Origin of the sequence: Pampinifervens navoyensis (genome assembly GCF_046159715.1) — a bacterium.
In the GTDB taxonomy this organism is placed as follows: domain Bacteria; phylum Aquificota; class Aquificia; order Aquificales; family Aquificaceae; genus Pampinifervens.
Genome location: NZ_JBJXCT010000064.1, coordinates 1 through 254 on the forward strand (window position 1 = coordinate 1; position 254 = coordinate 254).

Below are 254 nucleotides of genomic sequence, written 5' to 3' on the forward strand. Positions count from 1 at the left end.
GCATAATGGAACGTCGTCTGCAGGCCGAGCGCGCTTTCGCCGAGCGCTGGCAGGTCGGATTCCTGGGTCAGGTCACCCGGCGCGAAGAACTTGATGCCGGCCGCCTTCAGGCCGTTCTCGTTGTAAGCCTTGACGAAACCGAGCGTGGGCGGGCCTGAGGGCAGGAACACGAACAGCCCATCGGCGCCGGAATCCTTGATGCGCTGCATGATCGGGGAGAAGTCGGCGGTCGACATCGGCATGCGCAATTGTTC

Annotated in this window: 1 protein-coding gene; it reads right to left on the reverse strand. The window is 63.4% G+C overall.

All coding sequences use genetic code 11. The annotated features are described in order from the left end of the window. Window positions 1-254 (reverse strand): ABC transporter substrate-binding protein (locus tag ACKRDP_RS10015; RefSeq protein ID WP_409154637.1); only part of this gene is annotated, 254 nt, incomplete at both ends.